At 63.2% G+C, this 23,485-nt stretch carries 18 protein-coding genes and 1 tRNA gene; 9 read left to right on the plus strand and 10 right to left on the minus strand.

Annotated features, from left to right (window positions below; genetic code table 11):
• Positions 1 to 33: 33 nt before the first annotated feature.
• Positions 34 to 1,086: a PAS domain-containing protein gene (locus ABD719_RS03080; RefSeq protein ID WP_344691893.1), complete on the minus strand. Its 1,053-nt coding sequence runs from the start codon at positions 1,084 to 1,086 to the stop codon at positions 34 to 36.
• A gap of 176 nt (positions 1,087 to 1,262) precedes the next feature.
• Between ABD719_RS03080 and ABD719_RS03085 the strand changes: the two genes are divergently transcribed.
• A tRNA-Thr gene (locus ABD719_RS03085) sits at positions 1,263 to 1,338 on the plus strand.
• Here the strand turns inward: ABD719_RS03085 and ABD719_RS03090 are convergent.
• Together ABD719_RS03090 and ABD719_RS03095 are read right to left on the minus strand one after the other, a co-directional pair.
• Positions 1,309 to 2,931: a recombinase family protein gene (locus tag ABD719_RS03090; RefSeq protein WP_344691894.1), complete on the minus strand. Its 1,623-nt coding sequence runs from the start codon at positions 2,929 to 2,931 to the stop codon at positions 1,309 to 1,311. The two genes, ABD719_RS03085 and ABD719_RS03090, sit on opposite strands and share 30 nt — an antisense overlap.
• 6 nt (positions 2,932 to 2,937) lie before the next feature.
• Complete coding sequence (locus ABD719_RS03095; RefSeq protein WP_344691895.1) at positions 2,938 to 3,162, minus strand: hypothetical protein; 225 nt, start codon at positions 3,160 to 3,162, stop codon at positions 2,938 to 2,940.
• A 231-nt stretch (positions 3,163 to 3,393) separates the two neighbouring features.
• On the opposite strand from ABD719_RS03095, the gene ABD719_RS03100 reads away from it, so the two are divergent.
• The gene (locus tag ABD719_RS03100) at positions 3,394 to 3,969 is read left to right on the plus strand and encodes a hemerythrin domain-containing protein (protein ID WP_344691896.1); all 576 of its coding nucleotides are present in this window, start codon (positions 3,394 to 3,396) and stop codon (positions 3,967 to 3,969) included.
• A 314-nt stretch (positions 3,970 to 4,283) separates the two neighbouring features.
• On the opposite strand, the gene ABD719_RS03105 is transcribed toward ABD719_RS03100, so the two are convergent.
• Both ABD719_RS03105 and ABD719_RS03110 read right to left on the minus strand, forming a co-directional pair.
• Positions 4,284 to 5,972: a hypothetical protein gene (locus tag ABD719_RS03105; RefSeq protein ID WP_344691897.1), complete on the minus strand. Its 1,689-nt coding sequence runs from the start codon at positions 5,970 to 5,972 to the stop codon at positions 4,284 to 4,286.
• Between the two features lie 57 nt (positions 5,973 to 6,029).
• Positions 6,030 to 7,115: a dsDNA nuclease domain-containing protein gene (locus tag ABD719_RS03110; RefSeq protein ID WP_344691898.1), complete on the minus strand. Its 1,086-nt coding sequence runs from the start codon at positions 7,113 to 7,115 to the stop codon at positions 6,030 to 6,032.
• A 397-nt stretch (positions 7,116 to 7,512) separates the two neighbouring features.
• Here ABD719_RS03110 and hsdR point away from each other — a divergent pair, with 397 nt between their 5' ends.
• The 5 genes from hsdR to ABD719_RS03135 all read left to right on the plus strand — a co-directional run bounded on the left by hsdR (position 7,513) and on the right by ABD719_RS03135 (position 15,446).
• Positions 7,513 to 9,972: an EcoAI/FtnUII family type I restriction enzme subunit R gene (gene hsdR / locus ABD719_RS03115; protein ID WP_344691899.1), complete on the plus strand. Its 2,460-nt coding sequence runs from the start codon at positions 7,513 to 7,515 to the stop codon at positions 9,970 to 9,972.
• A gap of 3 nt (positions 9,973 to 9,975) precedes the next feature.
• Positions 9,976 to 11,433, plus strand: a complete 1,458-nt coding sequence (locus ABD719_RS03120; protein ID WP_344691900.1) for a type I restriction-modification system subunit M — start codon at positions 9,976 to 9,978, stop codon at positions 11,431 to 11,433.
• A complete protein-coding gene (locus ABD719_RS03125) occupies positions 11,430 to 13,064 on the plus strand; it encodes a restriction endonuclease subunit S (RefSeq protein WP_344691901.1) in 1,635 nt (544 codons plus the stop codon). The genes ABD719_RS03120 and ABD719_RS03125 overlap by 4 nt, the downstream gene beginning before the upstream one ends.
• Positions 13,065 to 13,066: 2 nt before the next feature.
• The gene (locus tag ABD719_RS03130) at positions 13,067 to 14,293 is read left to right on the plus strand and encodes a DUF3644 domain-containing protein (RefSeq protein ID WP_344691902.1); all 1,227 of its coding nucleotides are present in this window, start codon (positions 13,067 to 13,069) and stop codon (positions 14,291 to 14,293) included.
• 130 nt (positions 14,294 to 14,423) lie between these two features.
• Entirely contained in the window at positions 14,424 to 15,446 is a 1,023-nt protein-coding gene (locus ABD719_RS03135) for a DNA N-6-adenine-methyltransferase (RefSeq protein WP_344691964.1), read from the plus strand.
• A gap of 39 nt (positions 15,447 to 15,485) precedes the next feature.
• Here the strand turns inward: ABD719_RS03135 and ABD719_RS03140 are convergent, their stop codons facing one another.
• The 3 genes from ABD719_RS03140 to ABD719_RS03150 form a co-directional block, all read right to left on the minus strand.
• Positions 15,486 to 15,986 (minus strand): hypothetical protein, encoded by a 501-nt coding sequence (locus ABD719_RS03140; RefSeq protein ID WP_344691903.1) that lies wholly within the window; start codon positions 15,984 to 15,986, stop codon positions 15,486 to 15,488.
• Positions 15,987 to 16,041: 55 nt separating this feature from the next.
• Positions 16,042 to 16,560, minus strand: a complete 519-nt coding sequence (locus ABD719_RS03145) for a hypothetical protein (protein WP_344691904.1) — start codon at positions 16,558 to 16,560, stop codon at positions 16,042 to 16,044.
• Positions 16,561 to 16,670: 110 nt separating this feature from the next.
• Positions 16,671 to 16,946, minus strand: coding sequence for a hypothetical protein (locus ABD719_RS03150; protein ID WP_344691905.1), 276 nt, complete (start codon positions 16,944 to 16,946; stop codon positions 16,671 to 16,673).
• A gap of 434 nt (positions 16,947 to 17,380) precedes the next feature.
• On the opposite strand from ABD719_RS03150, the gene ABD719_RS03155 reads away from it, so the two are divergent.
• Together ABD719_RS03155 and ABD719_RS03160 are read left to right on the plus strand one after the other, a co-directional pair.
• A complete protein-coding gene (locus tag ABD719_RS03155) occupies positions 17,381 to 19,603 on the plus strand; it encodes a S8 family serine peptidase (RefSeq protein ID WP_344691906.1) in 2,223 nt (740 codons plus the stop codon).
• Between the two features lie 136 nt (positions 19,604 to 19,739).
• Entirely contained in the window at positions 19,740 to 20,405 is a 666-nt protein-coding gene (locus ABD719_RS03160; protein WP_344691907.1) for a hypothetical protein, read from the plus strand.
• Between the two features lie 57 nt (positions 20,406 to 20,462).
• On the opposite strand, the gene ABD719_RS03165 is transcribed toward ABD719_RS03160, so the two are convergent.
• Together ABD719_RS03165 and ABD719_RS03170 are read right to left on the minus strand one after the other, a co-directional pair.
• Positions 20,463 to 21,104: a hypothetical protein gene (locus ABD719_RS03165; RefSeq protein ID WP_344691908.1), complete on the minus strand. Its 642-nt coding sequence runs from the start codon at positions 21,102 to 21,104 to the stop codon at positions 20,463 to 20,465.
• 98 nt (positions 21,105 to 21,202) lie between these two features.
• Positions 21,203 to 23,344, minus strand: coding sequence for a MobA/MobL family protein (locus tag ABD719_RS03170; RefSeq protein ID WP_344691909.1), 2,142 nt, complete (start codon positions 23,342 to 23,344; stop codon positions 21,203 to 21,205).
• Between the last annotated feature and the right edge of the window lie 141 nt (positions 23,345 to 23,485).

A 23,485-nucleotide genomic window follows, 5' to 3' on the forward strand; every position in this document is an offset into this window, starting at 1 on the left:
GGCGGCGATCTATGCGCCGCGCACGGCGGGGCTTCAACCCCGGCGGCGTGCGGCGCGGCGTTCGGCGGCGGCGATCACGTCGATCCCCCCGGCTTCCTCGATGAAGCCGGGCAGCCGGCCGGCAGCGACGCCATGACGACGGGCATGATCGAGCACCGCCGCCCAGCCGGTGCGCTGTGCCGGATCGTGATCCTCGCCGAACACCAGCGCGATCACCGCCGTGCCGGATTCCACGTTGCCGGTGCCCGAAGCGGTCGTCAGTGACAGGTCGTAGGCGTGGCTGAGGGCGCGGGTGAGTACCGCCCGGCGGCGCAGATCGGCGGTGTGGAGCGCGGCCGCAGCATCGCGGGCGGTCGCCAGTGCGTCTTCCGTCGTGGCGAAGCCGGCGGGCGGGATCGTCAGGACGGCATCGACCGGTGGTGCGATGTCGCCGGCATGGGGGCCATCCGCCCATACCGGGGCGTCGTGCAGGCCCTGCAGATCGGCCATGATCGCCGCGCCCAGTTCGGCATCGAGCCGCGCCTGTACCGCGGGATCGGCGACCTCCTTGCCGTTGACCACGCCGTAGACAAAGTCGACCCGGTCGCCGCCGGGCGAGGACAGGGGCATCAGGATACCGCGATACAGCGTCGTCCGGCCGCGCGTGCCGACGAACTCCGCCTCGAAGCCGACCGGCGCCCGATCCGCGACGATTTGCCCATGATGATCGGTCAGTCGGGCCAGCAGCGAGCGTGGCGGCACCTGGCCGACCTGCGTGATCGCCCCGTCGACCCCGCACTCGTCGCGGAGCGCGGACCCGATATGCGCGATGCGGGGATCGGCGGCGTCCTGCGTGAAATCGAGCAGCACGCCGTGCGTGGCGAAGCCGGCGATCGTGGCGGGATCGACGTCGTCGATCGACGGCAGCGGTCGCCCGTGCAGCAACGATACCCAGTGGCCATAGGCCCGCGCGTGCATCCGCCGCTCTGCCCCGCCCACATCGAACAACGGCCCCGCCGTGGTGGCGGCCATCATGGCGGCCGGCGGCGGCATCATCGACAAGGTCGGCCGCGGCGCGGATTCGGCCAGCGTGGCATGCAGGTGCATCGATCGGGTCCCCATAGTCCGGCGACCATGGCCTCATTGTCGTAAACGCGCCGTAAATGAGGACGTTGAACGAGCGGGGATCACGCTGGATGCCATGAAGGCGATCTTGCCGCTTGTCAGCCGCCCCCACTGCTGGTAATCGCGCCGCCTCGACCCGGCACGCCGGGCGCACGAGGGCCGCTTTAGCTCAGCTGGTAGAGCATCGCATTCGTAATGCGGGGGTCACAGGTTCGAGTCCTGTAAGCGGCACCACTTCCGGTCAAAGCCGGGCACCATGGTCATTGCGGCATTGCCGCTTCTGACGACCGCGCTTTCGAGCGCAGCTTTGCTCCCCTGGATGTAGATGGCATCGTTGCTCACGCTGACGCTGTCGATCAGCAGGCGGACGTAAGCTTTGCGCAGGGCCGGGTTGTCCCCTTTTAAATGCTCGCAGATCGCTTTCCCGAACCTGGCGACGGTATCCTGGTCGATCCGGCGTGACCCTCGTGCGAGTTGCAACGACAGGCTGCGTTCGGTGGCATCGAGTTGCGCGATGTTCTGACGATGCTGGGCCAGGCGTTCCGCGAACATCGTATCCTTGGGGGACATCAGGCCCTCTTCGACCATTTCGAGCAAGCGGCGCATCCGCGTTTCCGCCGCGACCTTCTCCCGTCGGACACGGTCGAGATTCTCGAGGCGCTGTATGTCCGCGGCATCGGACCTTTCCAGCACCGCGTGCAGCAGCTCGATCAGCCGCTCCCTCTCCAGGATGCGGTCGGTCAGGACGGAGAGGACGATGGCGTCGAGTTCGTCCTGGCGAATCGCGCGCGTTCCGCAGCGTCCCGCACCGGCGGTGAGCTTCGCATTGCAGGCATAGTAGACATACTGGCCCGACTTGCCGGTGCGGATCGTCATGCCGGCAGCGCAATCCGGTGCGCCGCAGCGCAGGATACCGGTGAGCAGCGTCGGACCGTTCGTGATCCGCGGCGGCGTGACCCTGGGTGCTGCCTTCGCGCGGCGGGCGGCGACCTCCGCGATGATATCGGGCGACACGATCTGCGGACAGGGCACGACGATGCTCTCGTCGATCGACGGCTTGCGACCGGCGCTGTCGGCCGTGCGGTCGAGATAGTAACCCGCATAATGCTGCCGGGTCAGGATGCCGTCGACATTGCTGTGGTAGAATGGTCGCCCGCGCAACCTGTAGCCGAGCGCGTTCAGATGTTCGGCGATCGAGCGTGTGCCCATCGGCGTGCCGTGCAGGCCGGTCCTAGCCAGATCGTAGATGAGGGCGACGATCGCCGCCTCCTCCTCGACCAGGAAGAGCTTGCGTCGTTCCTTGCGGCCTTCGACCGCGACGGTACGTGCCTGATAGCCGAACGGCACGGGGCCGCCGTTGAAGTAGCCGGCCTGTGCGTTGCCGCGCCGGTCCCTCCGCGTGAAGATCGAGGCGTCGATCGCATATTTCTCGTTCATGACGCCGATCATGCCGCGCATGACGCGGCCATTGGCATCGTCGGCGAAGTCCTCGGTCAGCGAGATCACCCGGACGCCGGCCTGTTCGAGCTTGTGATCGCTGACGACCTGCGTCAGCAGGCGTCGGGCATAGCGCGACAGGGCGTAGACATAGATGATGTCCACGGGCCGTTCCTGGCTGGTGGCCTTGGCCACCATGGCGTCGAACTGGCGACGGTGGAGCTTGCGGCCGGAGACGTTCAACTCCTCGAATATCGCGATGATCTGAACGTTGTCGCGCTCGGCTCGGCTTTGGATCGCGGCGATCTGGGCCGCGATGCTGGCGTTATTGCCGCCTTCGTCATCGCTGCTGACGCGGACATATCCGTAGGCGCGCTTGGGCCGGCTCATGGTCTTTCATCCTGCAGTTGGCGTTCCTGCCGTCTTCTGCCCCTTCGAATTCCCCTCTTCCTCTTCGAACAATGCGACCAGCACATCGCCGAGGATGCTGGCGATCAGGTCGGCTTCCCCGGGCAGGAGCGCGATCGTCCGTGGGAGATCGACGACGACATCGCGCGGACGGATGTCGTGACCAGATCGATCGATCGCGTTCTTTGGAGAGGAAGGTGGCAGCGGCGGCATGGCAACCGCTCGTTGTCATCGAACGCCACCTCATGGGGTCCACCTACCCCGAAGCAGGTCAGACTTGGCCACCAAACCAGTGGGTCAGCCTATGGATGGTCGGCATGGAATGGCAGAAATTTCTTCATCGTATAACCGCAGTGTACGAGCCACCAGACCCCGAGGATTTAGAAAGCGTCTGCGGGCAGCCACGATTGCGTCGACCACCATTTAGCTGGAAGGAGGGGAGCAATGATCAATCCACCAGCACTGCGCCTCGGCGATCGGGCAGGTTTGCCTGACGACATCGCTTTTCTCCGGGCGGACTACCCCCGTGGAGACTGGCGCGTGCATGCGAACTTCGGCCAGCTCGCCGACTTCTGGCTACAGGTGCACACCAGCCTGCGACATGAAGGCAGCGAGGTGTCGCGCGTCGTCGACGCATTCCGAAATCGGCAACTTGGTGCAGACGAATTTCAGCGGGCCTTCGTCCCACGGCTGAACGGCTTTCTCCAGCATCTCGATCAGCATCATCGCATCGAGGACGATGCCTATTTCCCGAAGTTTCGGAAACTGGACGAACGTCTCGTCATCGGCTTCGATCTGCTGGAGACAGACCATGAGTTGATCCACGAGCGGCTGGTTGCGACGGTCGAACACGCACGGCAGATGATTGGTGTGTTATCGTCGCCGGCGGCTCACCAAGCGGCAGATGCATATGCCGTCGAAGCCGAAATCCTGCTCGACCTTTTGCTGAAGCATCTTGGTGACGAGGAGGAACTCGTCATCCCTGCCATGCTGAAGCATGGCGAGAGGCCGTTGTTCTGATCGTCAGTCAGAGTGTCTGCGCCATCTCAAGTCAACCGAAACTCAGGATCACGGGCTCTTTTTACCTTTTTCTTTCAGTCGCTCGTTCACGGGGGATAGCGTCGACCGGAATGACTTAGCTTGGGACAAACCAGTCGTTCTCGATCGAGCCACGGAATGTCAGGTTTCGGATGACCCGGTCATTAGTGGATCCGGAGTCATCAGGCGGCCATGTTTGATCGACTACTCATCGCGCCGATGCATGCTCGAGCACGGGAAGCGGCAACCGGATTTCGACCGCGTTAAGCTTGCTGTCGCAATGAACTAATCAAGTATCACTGCAGTAGTTGCCTAGTGTATACCGCAAACCTTTCGTTGACCTCGCCGAACTCAGCTTCGCGCAGCACTTGCCGCCGCTGCACGCCATACGATCGGATATCCACATCGGCCGGCAGACCCTGCGACGCCTCCTCGGCGGCGACGATGACCTGCGCAGCGGCCGGCGCCTGCGCGAAGATGAACTTCAGCATCTGCGGCAGGTGCACTGCGTCCTGGCCCTGTTGATTGGGGGCATCGATCACAATCGGAAAAGCCGTAGCGGTAGCATACTGATCGCGGGTTCTCAGGAACGCATAGTAATATGCCAGCAGTCCGCGAGGGCCCTCGCTGCCACGCGCGGCCTGGATACGGTGGACGGACTGTGCGCCATCCTGCTCGAGCGCAACATCGAGGTCGAATGCATATTTAGCGAGTAGTGCGCGATAGAATTTCAGGATCTCCCCACTTCGCTTGGCGCTGGTGAGACTGGTCATCGTATCTCGATGCTTGTCCACGCGTTCGCGCGCATCAGCGGCGTCGGCGGCCTTCTCACCCAATGAACTCCGTAGGATTTTGGCAGCTTCAGTCTTACCGGCGGCGATCACAACATCGTTGAACGACAGGGCTGCTCGTTCTACCGCAAGAATATGCTCTATTCGCCGAAGGCTCTTCTCGATGTCGTGCAGCTTAGCCTGTTTCTGCCGCTCGCCGTCTCTGACTCGGGTTAGCTTAATGTTAGTAGCGCCGATCACCTCAGTTAGCACGCCCTCGTCCTGGATCAGTGCAAAGCGGCCGGCGAGGTCGTTCGTATAGCCCTGACCGCAAGTCGGGCACTCGATCTCGTCGGGTAGCGCCGCAGCGACATCGAACTCCTCGCGCAGTTCGCGGAGCGCTCGCTCAAGCAGGCTCTTCTCGGACTGAAGAAGGTGCGTTTCCTCGTGCAGTTCGGAAATGTCGCGGCGAAACTCGCGCTGTTGCTTGAGCAGCGTCTCACTTTCCCGAACAAGGTCGTCGACCTCGGCGCGGAACTCTCCCATGTCATAGGTAGGGCTGGCGCCCTCATCGATCTGCTGGATCTGCTCGATTGCGTCCCGCAGCGTCGAGACACTTGCTTCCAGTTCGGACAGCGCGATGCGATCGACCGCGAGGTTGGCGCGCGCCTCATAATAAGCATCGGGCCTCAGCCCCGAATGATAGTCGGCTAAGGTGCGCGCGCTGTCAGGAAGGTAGAAATCCTGGAAGGATGCCCAAGGCCGATTCCACCCCATATCCTGATCGATGTAGAAGGGCGCGAACATATAGGAGGGGGGTGGCACGACAATCTCGCCGTCGCGATCGGTCATGATCAGCTTGAATCCGAAGAAGCGTGCGAGTTGCGGACCCCACTCCTTCACCACCTGCTGACCGGAGAACAGCAACTTGCGATCGGCGTCGAACAAGGCGTGCATGCCAAGCGCCTTTAAAGCGGTGTAGCGCTTGCCCTGATATTCGAAGACCAACGCGCTCGATACGTGCGCAGACCGCCAACGGCTATCAATCTTCTGAGGTAAGGCTCCCAGCGTCTCGTATATACTCTTCAGAATCGCCGATTTTCCGAAGCCGTTTCCACCTTGAATGACGATCCTTGACGCGTTCAAGGGCACTTTCAACGCGCGTTTCTCGGTCTGCGACAACAGGAAGAGTCCGACGAATTTTACGTTGGCCATGGCTAGCGTCTTTCAGCGATCGCAAGATGCGGCGCAGCCGCGTGACATTGGAGCCCGTCATCCGAGCGACTCCATAATTTCGACAGCGAGCGCGGCCTGGCCGGTATACGGCTCGCCCACCGGATCCGATATCTCGCCGGCGAGCTTATAGGCGACCATTGTTCCGACGACCGAATCGCCCACTAGATTTGGGTGCGCGGCGAGCAGCTCAGCCAGTGCTTGATGGAGACCGAGGGCAATCGCGTCGCCGCGTTCGCGGGCCCGCCAATATTCGAGACAGGCGAGCGATAGGCGGCGCAGCGGAATGGTTTTCCACCCGTCGGCTATTAGCTCGGCTTCGACGGTCGGCCACCATTCGGCCGGCGTTCGGCCACGTCGCTTCATTTGCTCAACCAGAGCTCCGATGTCCGAAGCCGCAAGTCCCTTTTGCTTCTTGAGTTCAGGGAGGTTCTTAGCGCTGGAAGCGACGGTCCCGGTGCAACGGGAGATTTCGCTGAGCAGCGCCTGATAAAGCGGTTGGGCGGATACCGCATATTCTGGCCCGATTGCGGTCGCAAACTCGGTGACCATGCCGAGCAGAGTCTGGCGGAAGCTCTGCATGTCGAGCGCGATGCGCTCATAAACCAAGAGCTCGGCGTGCCGTGGATCGATGTTTCCAGCAAAATCAGCTTCGATCGCAGCGACCAAGACGCCATGATCCTCAGCCGATAACGCCGACAGCAAAATCTCTCCATCGTCCGGCCCAGTCTTGCTGCCATCAGGATATTTGGCTTGCAGGTGTTGGTTCGAGATGATCGCTGCCTTGCGGACCAGCGCCCCGAATTCGTGCAGATTGTAATAGGCCTTGCCGACGATGGATTTAGGCAGATCACCTTTCTCTGGCCTGCTTGCTAACCGTTTTGGTGTCCAGGCTGAGCTAGCGCGGGACTTTATCTGGTAAAAGCAGATCTCAGCGTCGTCGCCGACTTCGGTCAAAAAGATTAGGTCGTCAAAGAAGTCGAAATAGGCAACGAACCCTTCGCCGTTTTGATAGGCATCGAGGATGCGCGCCATCGACGCGTGCATTTGGAAGTCAAAAGCGCGTGAGGCCACCGAGCCCGCTTGCTCACGGGGTTTCTTTGCAGTCAGAGCCTTGGATGCCATCAAAATTGCTTCCCCCGCGGCCTAGGATGCCACGTGGAAACACCTTTGCAACCGGCAATGTCGCCGTGCGAGCCGTTGTGGCCCCGAACTGAGCGAATGACTGGTTCTGACGAAAGCCACCATTCATAGCCCGGTCGGCGAAGAACGCATTCTGGTCGACTGCTGTCGGTCGTTCGTCGGACATTGCGGCCATTAGGGGTAGCGCCCGTCAATGGCTGCTTCCGGCGGAACCCGACCCTTCCACTATGAGCCTTCCTATCGCCGCGCTGGCGGCGCCTTGCCTGTCGGCTCCCGAGCGCAGGAGCATCGAGAATGCGCCTGAGTCGGCAAATTCACATGCCAACTGGCAAGATCGTCATCATGCCTCTAGGGTCAGTTCACACGGGATGGGCCTTCGATGTTCAATAAACGATCTCTCAGCGAACGAGACATTTGCACAAAATTCATAACGCCTGCTGTCAAGGACGCCGGGTGGGATGAAATGACGCAGATTAGAGAAGAGGTCAGTTTCACAAAAGGCCGCATCATCGTTCGCGGAAAGATGGTCAGTCGTGGTCAAGGTAAGCGTGCTGACTACATTCTTTACTACAAGCCGAACGTCCCGCTGGCGCTGATTGAGGCAAAGGACAATGCCCAGCCCATAGGCGCGGGTATGCAGCAAGCGTTGGAGTATGCCGAAACCCTCGATATTCCCTTCGTGTTCGCGTCGAATGGCGACGGGTTCGTATTCCATGACCGCACGGGCACAGGCGATGCGCGCGAAATCACGTTGCTCCTCGACGCTTTTCCGTCGCCGGCTGAGCTATGGCAGCGATATGCCGCTTGGAAGGGCCTGACGCCAGAAGGCGAGGAGATCGTCCTCGAAGATTACTATGAGGACGGCAGCGGTAAGCAGCCGCGGTATTATCAGGTCAATGCCGTCAACGCGGCCATGGAAGCCATCGCGACTGGGCAAAACCGCATTCTGCTCGTCATGGCGACCGGCACCGGGAAGACCTACACGGCATTCCAGATCATCTGGCGGTTGTGGAAGGGCGGGCACAAAAAGCGCATCCTGTTTCTCGCTGACCGGAACGTGCTGGTCGATCAGACGATGGTCAACGATTTCCGACCTTTTGGCCCAGCGATGGCGAAGCTTTCCGCCAACGCAAAAACGATCGAACGTGATGACGGCACGAACATCGACCTGCCGATCGCCATGGACAAGAAGCGGCGCGTCGACACGGCATACGAGATTTATCTCGGACTTTATCAGGCCATCACCGGGCCGGAGGAACGGCAGAAGCTTTTCAAGGAGTTCTCACCCGGCTTCTTCGACCTCATCGTGATCGACGAATGCCACCGTGGTAGCGCGGCGGAGGACAGCGCATGGCGCGAAATTCTTGAGCATTTTTCTGATGCCACGCAGATCGGCTTGACGGCCACGCCGAAAGAAACCCGGTATGCGTCCAACATCCACTATTTCGGCGAACCGGCTTACAGTTACACCCTGAAACAGGGCATCCGCGACGGCTTCCTCGCGCCGTATAAGGTCATCAAGGTCCATGTGGATCGCGACATTCAGGGCTACCGCCCCGAGAAGGGCCAGCTTGATCGCGACGGCAACGAGGTCGAGGATCGCATCTACAATACGCGCGATTTCGATCGGACGTTGGTCCTGGATGACCGGACCAAGCTCGTGGCGCGTAAGGTAACGGAATTCTTGAAGGAAAGCGGCGACCGTTACCAGAAAACGATCGTGTTCTGCGTCGATCAGGAACACGCGGCGCGTATGCGACAGGCGTTGATCAATGAGAACGCCGACCTTGTGGCGGAGAGTTCCCGCTATGTCATGCGGATCACGGGCAACGATCCCGAGGGTCAGGCGCAACTCGGGAATTTTATCGACCCCGAGAGCCGCTATCCAGTGCTGGTCACAACGTCACGGCTGCTTTCCACCGGCGTCGATGCCCAGACCTGCCGCCTGATCGTCCTTGACCGAGACGTTGGGTCGATGACCGAGTTCAAGCAAATTGTCGGGCGTGGCACCCGCGTCCACGAAGACACCCGCAAATTCTTCTTCACGCTGATGGATTTCCGAGGGGCAACTAACCACTTCGCCGACCCGGACTTTGATGGCGAACCCGTTCAAATTTATGAGCCGGGCGAGGATGATCCTGTTACGCCACCCGATGACGACAACATTGTCGGCGACCCCGGCGACGATCAGAGCGACGAGCCGGGCGAGGACGAAACCATCATCGACGATGGCGAAACGCCGGACATTACCATCACAGATGACGGCGGCAGGCGTGGCAAGGTGTATGTCGATGGCGTGCCCGTCGTCATCGTAGCCGAGCGCGTGGAGTATCTGGACGAAAGCGGAAAGCTAGTTACCGAAAGCCTGCGTGACTTCACCAAGAAGGCGCTGCGTAAGCACTTTTCGAGCCTGGATGAGTTCCTTACCCGGTGGAATGGCGCCGAGCGCAAACAGGCGCTGGTTGATGAAATATCGGCGGAAGGACTCGCGCTCGATGTCATCGCGGATGAACTCGGCAAAGACCTCGATCCGTTCGACCTGATTTGCCACGTTGCCTTTGATCTCAAGCCACTGACCCGGCGCGAGCGGGCCGAGAATGTGCAGAAACGTGATATTTTCGCCAAATATGGCGAGCAGGCCCGTGCCGTGTTGCGCGCCCTGCTCGACAAGTATGCCGACGAGGGAGTGCTCAATCTTGACGACACCAACGTGCTGCGCATCCCGCCGCTGAACACGCTCGGCACCCCGGTCCAACTTATCAAGGCTTTTGGAGGCAAGGCCGGCTTTGAAGATGCCGTCCACGTCCTGCAAAACGAACTTTATCAGGAAGTTGCTTAATCAATGTCGGTTCGCACTCTCGTCAAGTCCATTCAAGACATTATGCGCAAGGACAGCGGCGTCGATGGTGACGCCCAGCGTATCAGCCAGCTCTGCTGGCTTTTCTTCCTGAAGATCATCGACGATCAGGATCAAGAGTTGGAATTGATGCGCGACGGCTACCAGTCGCCGGTTCCCGAACAGTTCCAGTGGCGCAATTGGGCCGCCGATCCCGAAGGGCTGACCGGCGAGGCGCTGCTCGCCTTCGTCAATGAAGAGCTGTTCCCGGCAATGAAGGGCCTGAAGCCCACTGGCCAACCCGGTGACCGTCGTCGCGTCGTGCGCGACGTGTTCGAGGATGCCTATAACTACATGAAATCCGGCCAGCTGCTGCGGCAGGTGGTCAACAAGATCAACGACATCGATTTCAACAACCTGTCTGAGCGGCAGCACTTCGGCGACGTTTACGAGCAGCTTCTCAACGACCTGCAATCCGCCGGCAACGCGGGAGAATACTACACCCCCCGGGCCGTCACGGCCTTCATGGTTGACCGCATCGACCCAAAGCCGGGTGAGGTCATCTTCGACCCCTCCTGCGGAACGGGCGGCTTCCTCACCTGCGCGATGAAGCACATGCGCGATCGCTATGTGAAGCGGCCCGAGGACGAGGCGCTGATGCAGCAAAGCCTGCGTGCGGTGGAAAAGAAGCCGCTGCCGCACATGCTCTGCGTCACCAACATGCTGCTCCATGGCGTCGAAGACCCGAGCTTCGTGCGTCACGACAACACGCTGGCACGGCCCTACATTTCGTGGGAGCAGAAGGACCGCGTCGATGTAATCCTCACCAATCCGCCCTTCGGCGGCAAGGAAGAAGACGGCATCGAAAGCAACTTCCCCCAGCATTTCCGCACGCGCGAGACGGCGGACCTGTTCCTGGCTCTGTTCATCCGCCTGCTGCGCAAGGGCGGGGTGGCGGCCATCGTTTTGCCGGATGGCAGCCTGTTTGGTGAAGGCGTGAAGACCCGGCTAAAAGAGGCGCTGTTGGAGGAATGCAACCTCCACACCATCGTTCGCCTGCCCAATTCCGTGTTCAAGCCATACGCCTCGATCGGCACCAACCTGCTGTTCTTCGAGAAGGGCGAGCCGACTAAGGACATTTGGTTTTACGAGCATCGGGTGCCGGAGGGACAAAAGGCTTATTCGATGACCAAGCCAATCCGCGTGGAGCACTTCGCCTCCTGCGTGGAATGGTGGGGCGGTGCGGAGCGCAAGGGCCGCGAGATAGGCCCACGGGCGTGGAAAGTCAGTGCCGACGAGGTGAAGGCGCGCGGCTATAACCTCGATTTCAAGAACCCGCATAGCGAGGAAGCCGATCACGATGATCCGGCGGATCTGTTGGAAAAGCTGGATCAGGCCGAGGCCAAAACATCGGACCTGCGCGCGCAACTGCAAGCTGTTCTGGCCGAGGCGCTAGCCCGATGAACCCCGAATTCGTGCGTGATGCCGTGTCGCGTTTTGGTGACGATCCAGAAGGTATGGGCCGTTTTCGGAGGGTGGTCATCGGCTTGGCCATTGCCGGAAAGCTGGCAGTAGAACGTCAGCGGCAGTCGCCTGCGGAGATGCTCGATCAGATAGAGAGCGAAAAGACCAGGCTCCTTCGGGTCGACGAAATTTCGAAGCCAAAACGTCTCCCGCCCGTCATTGACGAACAGCTTCCAGAAGGCTTTGCGGATCCATCAGCATTCGCACCACTCGGAGCCGTCGCTCGCATTGAGAAGGGATTGACTGGTATCCAAGGCGCGAAAAGCGGTAGCTTTCCGCTCGTAGTCACAGCAGCTGAGCGCGGCTCCTGTGACCACTTCGATTTCGACGGCGCGGCGACGATTGTGCCTTTGGTATCATCGACGGGGCATGGCAATGCCAGCATCAATCGGCTGCATTATCAGGAAGGCCGGTTTGCCCTAGGCACCATCTTGGCCGCAATTTTCCCTTATGCGCCAGATCTGATTTCTGCGCGCTTCATTTTCGAATACCTTTCGACCTTTAAGGACGAACTGCTCGTTTCGCGCATGACAGGGACGGCCAACGTCACGCTCAGCATCGGCAGGATCGCGGAAGTGCCTATTCCGCTAATTTGCCCGACAGTTCAGCGTAAGGCAGATGAATTGATGGCCCTGTGTGATCAGCTTGAGGCGGCGCAGGCAGAGCGCGAGGCGGCGCGTGACACGTTCACGCTGGCCACCTTGGCCAAACTCAACACCCCCGATCCTGAAACCTTGGGGCAAGACGCCCGCTTCGCACTGGCCAACCTCGCCCCACTCACCACCCGCCCCGATCAGATCAAGCAATTGCGCCAAACCATCCTCAACCTCGCCGTGCGCGGCAGGCTGGTGGCGCAGGATGCGGCAGACGAACCGGCGTCGGAGCTACTGTCTAAACTTGCTAAGTTCCGCGCAACAGAACGGAGGCGCTCAGACGCCTTTGCTCCCGTAGAGAACCAGACAGATCTTCCTCTGCCGAAAGGGTGGATCGCAGCACGATTTGGCGAAGTTTTTTCAATCCGAACAGGATACGCGTTCAAGAGCAGCACCTATGCTGAGAGGGGCACGCTCATCCTCCGTGTCGTCAATTTTGACCGCCAGGGACGTTTCGATCTGTCAGACGCTAAATATATCGATGGTAAGCATATCGATGATAAGATCAGCAAATTCCATCTAGTCGAGAATGACATTCTGATGGTCATGGTGGGTGGGACAATCGGCAAAACCGCGAAGGTCGGAACACATATTTTGCCAGCTTTGCTGAACCAAAACATGTGGCGAATAAGATCATATGGCGATCAAATGAGCGTCGATTTTTCTTTTATGCTCGTCCGCTTCCTCAACCAAAACATCGATAATCTGACCAACTCCACGCATGGGCATTTCGCTATGGGCGACTACGAGCAGAAGGTAGTTCCCATCCCCCCGCTGGCCGAGCAGCACCGCATCGTCGCCAAGGTCAATGAGTTGATGGCCCTGTGCGATGGGCTCGAAGCCAGCATCACCAAGGGCGAACAGGTCCGCTCCCGCTTGCTGGAAGCTGTCCTGCACAACGCCTTGGAGCCTGCCTGACCATGCCAGTCCGCCGCCGTGGCAACAAACTTGAGCGCTGGGAAATCGCCCTGATCAAGGCCATGGTGGCAGACGGGCGCTGGCCGAACGATCAGGATATTCTCGCCTATTTCACGCGGCCGACGCGCTCGATCAATCACCGCGCTATCAGTGAAATCCGCAGTAACGCAAAGCACGCGGCTATCAAGGCGGCGACGGCGGACGAGCTTGAGGCCTTTGTCGCGTCGTGGCCGGAGGTGGACCCGGAAACTGGCCTCAGTCTGCGAGGTGACGAACTGCTGATCAAGGCGCGGGAAGCGATGATCAGCGCCGTTCACACCTTCAACAGCGCGGGCCTGACCTTTCGTGCCGAACTGTTCATCGTCACTGCCGTGATCGCATGGACCTACCTGTTGCACGCTTGGTTCAAACGCGAAGGGATCGACTATCGCCACACCAAAAACGTAAATGGCGAAAAGGTCGTGGTAAAAACACCCAGCGGTGCCGAAAAATATTGGGAATTGGGCCAGTGCCTTAAACATGCTCGCTCACCGATCGAGCAAGGGGCGATGGACAACCTAAACCTACTGCTGGAAATCCGGCACGAAATCGAACATCGCTCGACCAGCCGCATTGATGATGCGCTGAGCGCGAAGCTGCAAGCATGCTGCATCAACTTCAACGACGCCATAAAGAGCATGTTCGGCGCGCAATATGCGCTGGAACGCCGCCTGCCCATCGCGCTGCAATTCGTGACCTTCAGCCCGGATCAGCGCGCGATCCTGAAAAAGGCAGGCACGCTGCCGCGTCATGTCGAAACCACCATGGACAATTTCGAGCAGAAATTGACGCCGGAGCAGCAGGCCGACCCTCGGTTCGCGTTCCGGGTTTTCATGGTCCACAAGACTGCCAATCGTGCGCCCGGCGCTGATCTTGCCGTGGAGATCGTGCCACCGGGTTCGGACGTCGATCAGAAATTCAACATGGCGCTTAAAGAGGTGGAGAAGAAGAAATATCTTCCTGCTGCCATTGTGAAGGCGATGAAGGACGAGGACTTTGAGGCCTTTACGATGGATAGCCATACCCGGCTTTGGAAGCGTCTCGGCGCAAAAGACCCGGCGAAGGGTTACGGCGCGATCGCCGTTGGCAATCAATGGTGCTGGTATGACACTTGGCTAAACCGCGTGCGGGAAGAATGCCAGCAACATCCCGAGCGATACAAGACCGCTCAGGCTGCCGCTTTGACCTAGCCGATCGGCGGCTTCCGTTACGACCGGACATTTACTATTCTTGGAGCGATTGACCGTCTCTGATCGAAAGCGGCCCAGCCAGTTTTCACTCGCGTTGCCGGAATGCGGACTGTTTGCATCCGCTAACCGAGTGGACAGTGGCTGTTTGGCTGCACGATGTGGCCAGTGGTCTTGTCGGTGCTGCGCAACGTCAGATATCTCCATAGAATCTGAACCCAAACAGGATCATATTCTGATACACGAACTACGTGATGCGCGGCGGGCGTCCGGCTGGTCCCACCGGACCCTGGCGAACCGGATCGGCGTCGACGCCCAGACCATCAGGCGGCTGGAGAAAGGCATCGGCTCGGTGCCGATTCTCATCGCGGCCATGGCAGCACTGAACTTTCGCCTGACCGGTCTCGCGGCAGGCAAGACGCTGCCCGAGCAGTTGCGTGCGGAGCGGCACAAGCGATCGATGTCGCTGAGGGACGCGGCGGAAAAGACCGGCCTGTCGCCGACCACCATCGCCAGCGTCGAGCGGGGTGGCGGATCGGTCGGCAGCCTGCTGCGGCTGATGGCTGTGATCGCACCGACCGCCCGCCGCCGCGCGCCCGAACGAGCCTATTGGGGGCAAGGCGACAAGGACGATCGCGACATCCGCTTCACGCCGCCCGAGTTCATGGCGAACATCTACGCCGCGTTCGGCGAGATCGACCTCGACCCGTGCGGGCATCCGCTCAGTCCGGTCGTCGCGCGTCGCCGGATCCTGCCGGGCGAAGGCGGTGACGGGTTGGTCGATGTTTGGTCGGGCAAGGTCGCCTTCGTCAATCCGCCCTATTCGCAACTTCTACGCTGGCTGCGGCGCGCGCATGATCAGTGGCGGGCCGGCAAGGTGGAGACGGTCGTCTGCCTGGTGCCGGTCCGGACCGACTCCGCCTGGTTCCATGAGACGCTGAGCGCCGACGCGGACATCTACCTGCTGCAGGGCCGCGTCCGCTTTCTCGATCTGCGTGGCAAAAGCCAGCAGACCCCGTTCTCGCTGATGGTGCTGACGCTGGGTGCGACGCCCGAGCAGAAGGACCGCTATGCGGAACTGGTCCCGGGCTTCTGGCTGACCCGCAGCGTCACGGCGGCATCCGCCGATCGGCCTCATCTATCGCTGGTTCGCTGATCCTCCATCACTAGTTGATGGCCGGTGCCGCCGCTACCGTCACGCCGCCTGCGACCAGACCTGGTATCGGCCATCATCGACGGTGTCGCTGCCGAGCGCCAGCTGGCGGGCGAGCCAAGCGTCGGCGCGCGCCATGCCATCGGTGACGTCCCCTGTGGGCTTGCCGTCGATGTGAAGGATCTCGTCAGGCGCCAGGCGGTAGTGGCCACGGGCACCGGGCTGCGGCAGGACGACGCCGCGGGTGCCGCCCTTCGCCAGGAACAGCCGGCACTGCGTCTGGATGTGGCAGATGTCACCGCGCACCATGAAGACGATCATGCCGGTCAGCGCAGGCCTGCCATCATCGTCCGTGCCATATTCGAGGTGCAGGACATCCGTGTCGCTCGCCCGCGCCTGCCGGGCGAGCCGGACCTTGCCGTCCAGATCGAGCCGGTTGCCGCCGGTGAGCACGATGCCCTCCTTCAGCTTACGGTTGCCAAGCAGCAGCCGGGCGACGGCTTTGGTGCAGGCAGTCTCGAACGCATCGTTGGTCATGGTCATCGTCTTGCTTCCTTGTTTCATCCCCGCATCGGGGCCGCTTGCCCTCCTCCTCATCTCAACCCCGGTTCCTGCGGCGGCAGGCGATCACGATCTGTGCAGCCGCACTCTCCAATCCGGCGGCGCGGTCCCACGCGCTGTCCCAGGGCGGCCGGATGCCGAGCTCGAGACCGTCAGGGCCAATCTTCACGGATCGACCCGCGTCGTCGGGTACGAGGTGCAGGCTGCGGTCGCGGTGGCGGAAGAAGCTGAGGTCGGTCAGCAGCAGCGGGCCGCCGACCGAGCGCAGCACGACATCGACACGGACCGGGTCGATGGTCTCCGGGTGGAAGCCGTGCCGGATCAGCATCACGTCGCGCCGGCGGGCCGCGGCACAGCGCAGCAGCGCCTGCCCGAACATCGGGGCGGTGATCGGCGTCACCGAGACGATGACATCGTGGACCGGGAAGTCGACCGCGGCAGGCAGGCCGGTGTTGCCGTAGAGCTGGTCGGGTTCGTCGGGTTCGAGTTCGGCGAGGACATAGTGCATGAGCGCGACCGACGCGGTCGGCAGCGTTTCGTGGATCATGTTGGACATTGGGGGGCCTTCGGGGCTTGGCGTGATCCCCGGACCGGCTCGGTCCGGATCAGGCCCCTTCGATTTTCATTCTCGTCAGGGGCTTCGCTTCGCCCCGACCGTCTTTCCCCTCAGTGCCGCCGCCGGCAGCGGTCGCGGCCATCGCCGCGGAGCAGTTCGACCAGCCGCGTATAGCCCCAGCGGTCGAGCGCGCGGGCGCTGTCGGCGACGCTGTTCCTGCCGGGGTGCTGGTCAACGGCGGCGGGGCAGTGCGCGGCGATGACGGTCAGCATGGCGAGGCTGAGCTCACCGGCGGGCTGGCGCTGCCACCAATGTCCGGCGACCACGCTCGCCAGCAGCAAGGCGGCAGCCATGCGGAACACCCAGGGATACCGGCGTTGCTTCATCTTCTTTCCTCCAGCGGATCAGTCACGCTGGCGGTTGATAAGCATCGACGATTGCTTGCTAATCCTGCGGCTGCTTCCTGCGGGTCCGGCCCATGTCGAGGCGCATGCGTTGCATCACCTGCACAACATGACTTGGTTCGTTAACCGCACCGGCATATGAGTGGGCCGTTCGCCAGCAGGCGGACCGAGGCGTGGAAACCTCGTCAACAAGTAGCCGTATGCCCGGCCCGAACCAGTTTCGGCCGGGAGGCGGACGCGTATGTCCAAGGCCTCCGGGCCTAAAGGCGTCCGCGCCTGTCTTGTTGCAGGTTTCCAACTTCCGGCTCACGGGCCGGCACCGCCTCGTTTCATGGGGCGGTGCCGCCGGCTGGAGGAGCCATGCACCGCCGAACACGGGGGTGTGCATGGTAGAGGGATATCGCCGGCGATGGCGCTTGGCGCTTCATACAGGATCGGTCGTCTCGGGCGCATTGCTGCTCGCGGCGTGTGGTGGTGGCGGCGGCGGTGTCAGCACGCCCGGCACCAACGCGCCGCCTGTCGCTACGCCCGCACCGACCCCGGCACCGCCGCCCACGCCTACACCCACCCCGCCGCCGACGGCTGCTGACGGTTCAGAATACAAGGCGTCCGCCGCTGTGGTCGGCGCCAGGGCCGCCTATGCCTATGACAGGGGCATCACCGGCAAAGGCGTGACCATCGCCGTCATCGACACCGGCATCGCGGTGAACGGTCCCGAGTTTAGCGGCCGCATCTCGCCTGACAGCAAGGCGTTCGAAAACAGGATCGCGCGCTGCCCGATCTGTGCGCCGGAGACGGTGACCTTCGCGCTCGACGATATTCAAGGGCACGGCACCGAGACCGCCTCGGTCGCGCTGGCGGCCAAGAACGGCACCGGCGTCCACGGCATTGCCCCTGACGCCACGCTGCTGGCGCTCAAGATCAGCGGCCCCGACCTCGAAGGCGTCACCGCGACCTCGCCGATCAAGGAAAGCAGCGCCGCCAACGCGATGAACATCGCGCCCGCCATCCGTTACGGCGTCGACAAGGGCGCGTTCGTCCTGTCGCTCAGCCTCAACGGCGTATCGAGCGGTCAGGCCGCGGCAGAGCAGAAGGCGGCGATGGATCAGGTCGCCCGGGCCGACCGGCTGCTGGTGGAATCGGTGTCTAACGATATTGGCGACGACAGCGCCGCGGCCGGCACCATCGCGCGCAACCTCGTCGGCGACACTCTGGAGAACCGGGACTGGTTCCTGTTCGGCATCCGCGTCGACGCCGCGCTGCGGCCGCCCGCCGGCAACGGCCGCCCCGGCGATCTCGCCGACCGCACGCTGGCGGTGGTCGCCACCGGCGTGCAGGTCGTCGGCAAGGATAGCACCTTGGTCACCACGACTGGCAACAGCTTCGCCGCGCCCGCGATCGCGGGCGCGGCGGCCCTGCTCAAGCAATACTGGCCGCAGCTCGGCGGCAAGGCGATCGCGCGGATCCTGCTCGATACTGCCACCGACCTCGGCGACCGGGGCGTCGACCAGATCTACGGCGCCGGCCTGCTCGACATCGAACAGGCGATGAAGGCGCAGGCGCCCGCCAGCGCCTTTGCCGTCGCTGACACCGTGCTGGCGCGCTACGCGTCGCTGACGCTGTCGGGACCGTTCGGCAATGGCGGTGCGCTGGCAGCCACCACCGCCGCGATGACCGTGATCGACCGCTACGGCCGCGACTACCGGATGACCGGGTCGGCCGCGCAGATCCGCCGCGGCTCGGGTCTGCTCGCCGGCGCGATGCTGGCGCCGGTCGATCCGCCATGGCTGACGCCGACGCCGACCGACAGGCGGCTCGGCTTCACCTCTGCCACGACCGGACCGTGGCAGGGCACCCGGTCGAACCGCCCTGCCTCCATCGCCTTCTCGCCCGCGCCGGGTCAGTCGATAACGCTCGCTGCCAATGTCACGGTAGGCCAAGACGCAGGGATCAGCGGCTCGGCACTGCGTGGCGTAGTGGCGTCACCAGTGGGCCAGTCCTTCGCTTGGGTAAGCAGCGGCTGGTCGGCGGGCGTCGCATCCGGCACCGCGCGCGATGGTCGTGCCGCCTTACGCACGGTGTCGCTGACGACACCGGCGGGTATCGGCGTCGAGCTGTCGGACCTGACCGAACACGGACAGGTGCTCGGCCTGCGCGGCGCCACCGGCTTTGCGCTGTCCGGCGGCAGGACGACCCTCGCCACGCTTACCGCCAGCCGGGCTATCGCTGGCGTGCTATTGTCTGCCCGCGCCACGGCCGCGACGACCAAGGTTCAGGGCGGCTCCGAACTGCTGCGCTTCACCGGTCCGCTGGTCGGCAGCGCGTTTGCGGTTGATGCTGCCCGACGGCTGGCCGGAGGCACCGCGACGCTTGGGCTATCCTCGCCGCTCCGGTTGGAACGCGCCCGCGCCACCGTGCAGACACCGGTCGCCTATGACCTGATGACTGGCACTCTCACCACCCGCGCCGCGAACATCGACCTGACCCCGACCGCACGCGAACTAGATGTCGAACTCGGCTGGTCCACCGCTTTCGGCCCGAACCGGTCGTTGCGCCTCGGCATCGCCCATGCCGTCAACGCCGGCCACGTTGCCGGTGTTCACGACACCGCCGGCTTCGCCACGCTGGTGCTGCGGTGATCCGCACCTTCCGGGCTCGCTCGCCGCCCACGCGGATCGCCGCCGACCAGTAGACCACCACCGACATCGGACGTGCCACGCCGGGATGCCTCCCGGCGAACGACGACGCACGTCCCACGCACAAGGATAGATCATGATGACCAGAATCACCGCCACCGCCGCCCTGGCGTTGCTCGCCGCCTGCGGATCTGCCTCCGTCGCCGAACAGGATGCCAGCGCGCAGACCGCGGTTGCCGCAAAGCCGCTGGCGATCGCCGGCGTGCGGATCGGCATGCCCGCGACCGAGGTGCAGGCCGCGCTCGCCCGCGATGGCTGGAAGGTTGAGACCTTCCCCGGCTACGACTGGGCGACCGCTGTTGAGGAGCAGAAGCGCCAGCAGCGCGGCGCCTCCTCGTTCGACCTGCCGCGCACCGGCATCGCGACGATCCAGGCGAAGAAGGGCGACGAGGCGCTGATCGTCGAGTTCCGGCCGGTGCCGGCGGGCGCCGAGGTCAAGGTCGCCAAATACGAGGCGCCGATGGCGGGGCGCACCGGCGCGCAGCTCCGGGCGCAGCTGACGCAGCGCTATGGCGCACCGACCCGCGCCGCTTCCCCACAGCTTCCTCTCGATCTGTCCTGGTGCAGTGCAGGTGAGCCTTGCCGGTCGGCGTACGGAGCTGCCAAGCCGGCGCTGCATGCCAGGGAAGACGTCTACCACAAGGCCAAGCTAATCCTGATTGAAGGCGGCGACACCGAACGCGCCTGGCAGGCGCAGCTCCAACACGCGGCTGGCGGCGGCACGCCAAACAAGTCGTCGTTCTGAGGCTATTATCACGCAGGGATGGCAGACGGGGCGGCGCCAGCCGCCCCGTCGATACTGTCATGCCGCTAAGGCGAGCCGCTCCCAGCCGGCGCGGAACGCTAACCATTCCTCTGCCCAAAGACCATGTGCGGTGTCGGTCAGATCTTCATGCTCGGCAAGCCAGCCGCTCGGGGCATGCTGGCGGGCGAGGATACAGATATGTGCGTGGGGCAATGCCCTGCTCAACTCGTCGCCCGGCATATGCAGCGCGACCACGCTGGTCAGCCGGCGCCCCCGCGCCAAGTGGATCGTGGCGTAGGTCGCGGCCATGTCGAGCAGGTCGTGCCCCGGCATGTCCTCGTCACCGCGCACGGTGATGACCGCCGCCAGCAGCCGCTGGTGCGGGCGCGTCGCCGCGTCGTAATCGTCGAGCAGCCGAGTGAGCGCGGTGTCGGCGACGCCGCGCGCCAGCACGACCCGGTGATCGCGCGCGGTCACCGGCATGCCGCAGGGCGTCACCGGCGCGCTGGCCGCCGGTTTGATCGGTGCAAGCTTTGCGCCGACCAGCGCCGCGACGCTGTTCGCCTTCTGCTTGGCGCGGGGGCGCAGCAGCGCGAAGCCGACACCATCACAGCCGGGTTCACGGACATCGTAAAGCGTGTCCATTACTTCGCTCGGGCTCTGCCACGTCGTCGTCACAGCCGTCGTCTTGGTCTTCATCTGTATATTTCCGTCTTCAAACGGCGCGGGGCTGTTTTCACGCCGCCGGGGTCAACTTTTCACCATCATGGTGCAGCCGACAGGCTTCCCTCCTCCTTTCAGCGACCGGGTCCGGCTCTCCCGCCGCCGGGCGGGGGGCCGGTCACATCATCCAGTCCCTTGCTCAACCTCGGCGGCACGCGTCGCGGTTTGCGATCTGCCTGCGCGCCAGCAATCTTGGCCGACGATGCGGTGCGCGAGGGCTCTCGCATCGCCACCCTGGCGGTTCCGCTTTCCTGTGCCGCCTCCCGCTCGAGGTCAGCCCGGGCCGTATCCATCTCGGCGAGCCGCTTCCGCGTTTCCGCGTCAGGGTTCGGGTCGAGCAAGGCGCGACGCTCGAACGGATCGCCAGCAGGTTCGGGCACCTCGGAAAGGACAGGATTGATAGCGTTGCCCGATCCGGTCGATGCCCCGGGAGGCGCCGCTGCAACCGCAGGCGGCGCAATGCTCAACGATACCGGCACGACCGGCTCGGCCGACACAAGGGCCGCCTGATACTGCTCTGTCGCTGTCATCAGCCGGTCCCGGACAACGTCTGCAACGCGCCGCAGGTCTGGCAGCGACGCCATAGCTTCGGTCAGTCGCGTCCGCATCGTACCAAGACGGTGGCGCTCGACCATGCGTCCCGCCGCTCGTTCAAGCCGGGCGTTCGTCGACGGACTGATCGCCACCTTCGTCTCGTAGAGCCGCGATATGGCGCGGGCCTTGATTGTCGCGACCGCCGTATCCTGATGCTGGCGATCAGCGGCGATGTGCCGCCAACGCGCAATGACCCTTTCCAATGCCGTATAAGACGCGGGCGCCAGGTCTGGCAGCGGTGCGGCCACGCGAGCGGCGATCTCCGTCAATGTCTTGCGCCGCCGTTCCCGTGCCGCGCTTCGCGCCTGCGCGGCGGCAAGCCGCTGATCGATTAGCAGGGGCAATTGAGATTGCGCCTGGGCGGAACGGAGTGCGTCGGCCACGACAGGCTTGGCCACGTCGATCGCCACCGCCGGCGTGCGCACCCGGTCGTGCACGTCGGCCCCGCCCAGTCTCGCGATGGCGACGATGCGACACCCGGCCATTCGTGCGTCATGGGCAGCCATCTGCTTGGCGAGGAAACCCCGTGCCGCGCCAAGGCGATCGATCGCTGTGGCGCATACGCCATCGGCTGTCGCGATGGAGGTCAAGCCTCGCTGCAACACGGCGATGCGCCCGCGCAGGCGGTTAAGATCGTCGGAGCGGGCCTGCGCATCGATCAACCGGCGCAACACCCAGGTCTGCCGCTGCCCCAGCTTGGGCGCGGGGGGCCCCAGTCCGCGCGCGCGGTTGGACAGATGCGTGTAGCGTTGCGCGCTGCCTGCCGCTTTCAATGTCACGTTGATCGCGTCGACCGCCAGTTTGCGCCGCAGGATGATGCCGTCGGGCGTGTTCACGTCGGCCAGTTTCGACACGGCAAAGCTCCAGTCATAGGCGGCCAGCCGCGTGGCGGGACGGAGCGAGTAGATGATGTGGCAGTGAAAATTGCGCCCGTCCCCTGCGGGATCGGGTTTGTGCATGCCGACCGCATAGGCGATGCCGCGTTGGTCGAAATAGCGGCAGTATCTGCGCACGACCCGGCGGCGCTGACGGGCCGTGAGCGACGCGGGCAGGGCGATGATCTCGCTCATATAGACGTTGGCGTTCGCCCGGTCGTGCTTCTCGAGCGCTTCGCTCGCCCGGAAGAACGCCACCAACCCGTTCCGATCCGTGGCGACGTTCGACCACCAGCCGGCCTCGCCGCCCTCCAGCGCATCCTCGCGCGTGATGTATTGGGCGGCGCGCTCACCTTCGCCGTCGCGCCAGGCGCGGCCCGACCTCGAGGCGAAGCCGCGCGCGGTCACCGCGAAATGAATCGACCGCGTGCCCGTCAACGCGCCACCGCCAGTCTGCAGCCTGCCGCCGATCGCCTGAGTGCCGAGGCGGTAGAACAGCGCGCGCGGCGTGCGCCCTCGCGTGCGAGGACGCTCGCTGTTCTGGACCGTCACCCTGATCCGCCGATTCATCGCCCGCTCGCGCTCGCGGTCCTCTCGGGCACGCGCCCGCTTGTAGCGGCGAGCCGATGCACGCTCTTCGGCCGCGGCCATGTGCGCCGCGCGGGAGGCCCGGTTCCTGGCGCTGCGCGCCGCCGCCATCGCTGCGGCGACCGCCGTTGATCCTTTCCTGAGCGTTCCCAGCTTCACCACAACGACCCTTGCCTGACCGTTCCATGGGGGGTGGCGCGCAGCGTTTTCAGGGGCGGTTTGCTCCCGGAAAACACTTTATCGCGCACCACCCCCCAACCTTCCTCTCCCTGTCTCTACCGCTCACGCCGGGTGGTGGGG

The sequence above is a fragment of the Sphingomonas cynarae genome, from assembly GCF_039537815.1.
In the GTDB taxonomy this organism is placed as follows: Bacteria; Pseudomonadota; Alphaproteobacteria; order Sphingomonadales; family Sphingomonadaceae; genus Sphingomonas; species Sphingomonas cynarae.

Excerpts from the sequence above, each read along its gene's own strand:
- ABD719_RS03120 (WP_344691900.1), top strand. The coding sequence starts at position 9,976 with ATGTCGGTTCGCACTCTCGTCAAGTCCATTCAAGACATTATGCGCAAG.
- ABD719_RS03100 (WP_344691896.1), top strand. The coding sequence starts at position 3,394 with ATGATCAATCCACCAGCACTGCGCCTCGGCGATCGGGCAGGTTTGCCT.
- ABD719_RS03140 (WP_344691903.1), bottom strand. The coding sequence starts at position 15,986 with ATGACCATGACCAACGATGCGTTCGAGACTGCCTGCACCAAAGCCGTC.
- ABD719_RS03105 (WP_344691897.1), bottom strand. The coding sequence starts at position 5,972 with ATGGCCAACGTAAAATTCGTCGGACTCTTCCTGTTGTCGCAGACCGAG.
- ABD719_RS03145 (WP_344691904.1), bottom strand. The coding sequence starts at position 16,560 with ATGTCCAACATGATCCACGAAACGCTGCCGACCGCGTCGGTCGCGCTC.
- ABD719_RS03130 (WP_344691902.1), top strand. The coding sequence starts at position 13,067 with ATGCCAGTCCGCCGCCGTGGCAACAAACTTGAGCGCTGGGAAATCGCC.
- ABD719_RS03095 (WP_344691895.1), bottom strand. The coding sequence starts at position 3,162 with ATGCCGCCGCTGCCACCTTCCTCTCCAAAGAACGCGATCGATCGATCT.
- ABD719_RS03080 (WP_344691893.1), bottom strand. The coding sequence starts at position 1,086 with ATGCACCTGCATGCCACGCTGGCCGAATCCGCGCCGCGGCCGACCTTG.
- ABD719_RS03150 (WP_344691905.1), bottom strand. The coding sequence starts at position 16,946 with ATGAAGCAACGCCGGTATCCCTGGGTGTTCCGCATGGCTGCCGCCTTG.
- ABD719_RS03160 (WP_344691907.1), top strand. The coding sequence starts at position 19,740 with ATGACCAGAATCACCGCCACCGCCGCCCTGGCGTTGCTCGCCGCCTGC.
- ABD719_RS03110 (WP_344691898.1), bottom strand. The coding sequence starts at position 7,115 with ATGGCATCCAAGGCTCTGACTGCAAAGAAACCCCGTGAGCAAGCGGGC.
- ABD719_RS03125 (WP_344691901.1), top strand. The coding sequence starts at position 11,430 with ATGAACCCCGAATTCGTGCGTGATGCCGTGTCGCGTTTTGGTGACGAT.
- hsdR (WP_344691899.1), top strand. The coding sequence starts at position 7,513 with ATGTTCAATAAACGATCTCTCAGCGAACGAGACATTTGCACAAAATTC.
- ABD719_RS03165 (WP_344691908.1), bottom strand. The coding sequence starts at position 21,104 with ATGAAGACCAAGACGACGGCTGTGACGACGACGTGGCAGAGCCCGAGC.
- ABD719_RS03090 (WP_344691894.1), bottom strand. The coding sequence starts at position 2,931 with ATGAGCCGGCCCAAGCGCGCCTACGGATATGTCCGCGTCAGCAGCGAT.